This window comes from Nostoc sp. DedSLP04 (assembly GCF_034530775.1).
Taxonomy (GTDB): Bacteria; Cyanobacteriota; Cyanobacteriia; order Cyanobacteriales; family Nostocaceae; genus Nostoc.
Map to the genome: position 1 here is coordinate 21,199 of NZ_JAVRCL010000071.1, position 2,085 is coordinate 23,283.

The following is a 2,085-nucleotide window of genomic DNA, read 5'->3' on the forward strand; positions in this document are numbered from 1 at the left end:
GCTTGGTCGTAATTGCTTCTTAAAATTTTTAGCTAAGAAAGCCTTTTGCGTTGGTGCTGGGCTTTGTCGTACAAAATTTTGAGGTGAAATGTCAGACGATTTTGTACTCTTGGGTGGTAATGGCGATTGCTTAAAACCTTGCCAGCGATACTTTGACTTTGGCGTTGAAGGTGGAAATAATACAAACAGCCAAGCTAGAAAAATTATTCCACCCAGTGCAAACAACAAACCGATGATTAGGATTAGTATCATTTTTACGCTCCCCTTTGATCATGGAACAGGGAGGCAGAGGAGAGTTCAATGTGCCAAGTTCAATCCCCTCTGCCCAATATCCCCTCAAGCTTGTGAGAAATGCGGGCTTACCTGTGCATATTTCTAAATTGTGATTCTTGTTGAGAATCCTGCTGAATTTGATGATGCATATCAACAACAGATTGAACCTTATCAAGTGCCTGTAACTGTTTCTCACTTACGTTAGGCGATAAAACTCCATCAGTGAGAACAGCCTCGCCGTTTTTGGCACGAACGATTACATTATCGCCAAGGCGTTCAAAATCAAAATTTGTACTTTTAAAACTTTTAGAACCATCAGAGTTATCTTTGCCCAAGATATTCAGCATTGCTTTGACACTTTGCTCGATAGCTTGACCTTTAACATCATCAACAGCAGCTCGTAGTTCAGTTCGAGTATTGTCAATAGCTGACTTGACACCCATAAGGCTTTGATCAACAGTGTTTTTAACACCGTCTACCTGTGTACGTAACTCGGCTGTTAAATTATTGACTTGTTGATTGAGTTCATTTCTTACACTGTCAGTCTGATATTTGACTTCATCCTTGAGGCTAGTAACCTGTTGATTAACTTGAGATTTGAGCGAAGCAATTTCCTTTCTGAGCTTGGTAACTTCAGGTGTTAGCGCATCTTTAACCCACTCAAAAACATTCTTGGCAGTTTGTTTTACCTTGTTCTCAACCGTACCCACCCAGTTTTGAAGAACCGTATTTTGAACTTGTGGTAAAGAACGTTCATTCACCTGGGACAACACTTTGTGGGTATTTTCAATCAACTGTTGCTGCTTCTCCAAGTATTTACTCATTTCGGCAACTTGAGCAGCTAGTTGTGATAAAGATTCGGGTGAAAGCTGTTCTGATTTGATACTATCTACAAGTTTTTGTTGTTCGTTTAGTTTTTTCTGCAATACTTGCACTTGTTTTCCTAAAGCTTCTACACTGTAAATTCGCTCATTATTTACAACTTTATTTTTCTGTAATGCCGGAGCTAAACCTAATTTGTCAGTCAGTACTTCTCCATTTTTAATATGGAATACTTTTTCATGACCAATTTTAATAGAAATTGCACCTTGAGAATTTTTCGGGTCAGACAGAGCTTTTTTTAAGTTCTCTACTATCGTTGGTGTTAATAAGTTTTTAGAGGGTGATTCTCCCAATGTTCCTTGATAAACTTTGCTAGAGCTAGAGTAAATATGAACATCCTTGCTGGGATCTAATCCTTTTTCTTTAGCTTTCGCATGGATGAGTTTGAGGAGAGATTCTAAAATATCTAGATAATCTCGCTTAATTTCTTTCGCTTCACCATCGTCAATCATTATTTTCGCCTTTGAGAATTGACTGAATTAACAGTTCAGGATTAATCGCTACTTCTGGCAAAACTATGCCACCAAGTTTATTAAGAACCTGTCTCCCTTCAACTTCAATGTAAGCAAATTCTCCATCAATCATCACTGTTATCGATGATGTATTTTTTTCAGCATGAGACGGGACATAATCTTTCAAAACACCATTTAACACAAAAATATTGGCATCATCTGCATCGCCACTATAGACTTCAATACACTCAGTCAGATAGTTAGCATCAAAAGGCAAGTTATTCCAACTATCAGCAGTGTTTAAAATCTCGCTCGGATATTTATCTGCTAGGGCTGCTATATCAGGAGGAAGTTTAGCAATTTGTTTTCTATCATAATCAGAGAACGGGTAAAACTTACTTGGTGACATGAATTTTATCCAGAGAACAGGGAACAGGGAACAGGGAACAGGGAACAGGGAACAGGGAACAGGGAACAG

2 protein-coding genes and 1 pseudogene are annotated in these 2,085 nt (G+C 38.4%); all 3 read right to left on the minus strand.

The window, feature by feature from the left end; translation table 11 throughout:
- Window positions 1–252 (minus strand): annotated as a pseudogene (locus RMX89_RS29335) (restriction endonuclease); the annotation flags it as partial.
- A gap of 107 nt (window positions 253–359) precedes the next feature.
- The gene (locus RMX89_RS29340; protein ID WP_322691404.1) at window positions 360–1,607 is read right to left on the minus strand and encodes a hypothetical protein; all 1,248 of its coding nucleotides are present in this window, start codon (window positions 1,605–1,607) and stop codon (window positions 360–362) included.
- Window positions 1,600–2,016, minus strand: coding sequence for a hypothetical protein (locus tag RMX89_RS29345; RefSeq protein ID WP_322691405.1), 417 nt, complete (start codon window positions 2,014–2,016; stop codon window positions 1,600–1,602). Before RMX89_RS29345 ends, RMX89_RS29340 begins: the two co-directional genes overlap by 8 nt.
- Window positions 2,017–2,085 lie beyond the last annotated feature (69 nt).

Bases quoted from the DNA above. Each gene is read 5' to 3' on its own strand.
- RMX89_RS29345 (WP_322691405.1), bottom strand. From the start codon at position 2,016: ATGTCACCAAGTAAGTTTTACCCGTTCTCTGATTATGATAGAAAACAA.
- RMX89_RS29340 (WP_322691404.1), bottom strand. From the start codon at position 1,607: ATGATTGACGATGGTGAAGCGAAAGAAATTAAGCGAGATTATCTAGAT.